A 1758-nucleotide genomic window follows, 5' to 3' on the forward strand; every position below is an offset into this window, starting at 1 on the left:
AAGGTGCCAGGCAAGCCCGAATGGGCGCCGGCGCTGACGCGCCGGTCGCCTTCGCATCGACGCGTCGATGCGAAGGCGCGAGGGTATTAGATGCTCGTCCTACCGCACTGCGAAGGGCGACTGGAACGGCCGCCCGAACACCACTCCCGTGTTCACCGTCTGCACCGGTTTCAGATGGGCGGTCCCGCTGCGGGCGTTCCGGCGGGTATCGACGAAGTTGACCGGCCCGTCCACCAGCTCCATCACCGACACGTCACCCGGCGCGCCGACCTGGAGCGTGCCGAGCTTCGCGCCGCGGTCGATCACCCGGGCAGGGACGGAGGTCGTCATCGCCACGACCTGCTCCAGGCTGAAGCCGAGCGGCAGGAACTTGCTCATCACCCAGGGCAGGAACGGCATGCCCGGCGTGTTGCCCGAGAACACGTGCAGGTCGGAGGAGATCGTGTCCGGCGGGGCGCCCTGGGCGATCGCCGCTTCCGCGACCGTGAAGTCGAAAGAGCCGCCGCCGTGGCCGATGTCGAACACGACGCCCCGCCGCTTGGCCTCGAGGGCAGCCGGCAGCAGCTTGCCGTCCTGAACGATGTTCGTGAACTGGCCAGTGTTGTTCGGCGCACCGGAATAGCAGTGCGTGAGGATGTCGCCGGGCCGCAGCAGGTCGAGGATCCGGCTCATCAGCTCGGCCGTCTCGACACCCCCGATATGCACCATGACCTTGGCCGGCCGCCCGGACATCTCGCACGCCTGGATCGCCCGTTTCAGCGGTTCGACGCCGTGCTTGAAGATCACGTTCTCGGACATGCGCACCTTCACGCCGATCACGAAGTCCGGGTTCTCCGCGATCACCATCGCGCAGGCCTCCACCTGCGCGTGGTCGATATTGTGGAGTTCCGCGACCGGAAAGCCCGACAGGCCGTGATTGGCGATGTGCACGAAGGCGAACATGCGCGTGCGGGTCTGGGCGGCAATATGCCGGCGCAAGGCCGCGAGGTTGTTGGCCCCCGCATCCCCTGCCGAGACCACGGTGGTCACCCCCGAGAACGGCACCGTCTCGTCGGCCGGAATGCCGATGGCCGATCCGTAGGGATAGGCGTGGGCATGAAGATCGACGAGGCCGGGCAGGACGAGTTTGCCCGAGGCGTCGAGCACGCGCTGAGCGCGGGTTTCCGGGATGTCGAGGTCGAGGGCCTCGATGAGGCCGAAGCGGATGCCGACGTCCCGCTTGGCGCGCAACGACTGGCTCGGGTCGAGGACCTCGCCGCCCTTGACGACGAGGTCGAACTTGTCGTTCGGTCCCATCGCGGCCTGGGCAGGACCCATCGCGGTCAGAAGTCCTGTCGCGGAGAGGCCCCCGAGCCACGCGCGACGCGTCAGATCACCCATTCACCCCCCCCTTGCGGAATGCTCTCCGGCATTCACATCAGGCCTCGTACGCCTCGGCGATGACTGAGAAATACGATCGCTTTCCTGCAACGCCCAAGTCTTACAGGAGAAGTGTTAAAGTTTGAGTCGTCAAGGTGTTTGGCGAGGATGCGCGCCGCAACCGACGAGAGAAGTGGGCTATTTTAATGCGGCAGGACGCCGCACGTGTCTCAGTCTCCCAGAGCACGATGCCGAAGGAGGCCCGGGCGCCGTCTTGCCGACGGCACGCCCGGGGTCAGCCGCCAGGTCTTGCCCAAGATGTCCGGGTTCCGCGCCGAGCCCCAGAGGTAATTACTCAGGGGTGCGCTCGGTCGCGGCGTGAGGCCGGCGAGGAGCCGA

The 1758-nt window shown here is 66.8% G+C and carries 1 protein-coding gene; it reads right to left on the bottom strand.

Going from position 1 to position 1758, the window contains the following annotated elements; all coding sequences use genetic code 11:
• Positions 1 to 99: 99 nt before the first annotated feature.
• Complete coding sequence (locus tag MFF64_RS36425) at positions 100 to 1380, bottom strand: amidohydrolase/deacetylase family metallohydrolase (protein WP_238193891.1); 1281 nt, start codon at positions 1378 to 1380, stop codon at positions 100 to 102.
• Positions 1381 to 1758 lie beyond the last annotated feature (378 nt).

The organism is Methylobacterium frigidaeris (assembly GCF_022179185.1).
GTDB classification, from domain to species: Bacteria; Pseudomonadota; Alphaproteobacteria; order Rhizobiales; family Beijerinckiaceae; genus Methylobacterium; species Methylobacterium frigidaeris.

What these genes read in the sequence shown, in the direction of transcription:
- MFF64_RS36425 (WP_238193891.1), bottom strand. Translation starts at nt 1,380, where the DNA reads ATGGGTGATCTGACGCGTCGCGCGTGGCTCGGGGGCCTCTCCGCGACA.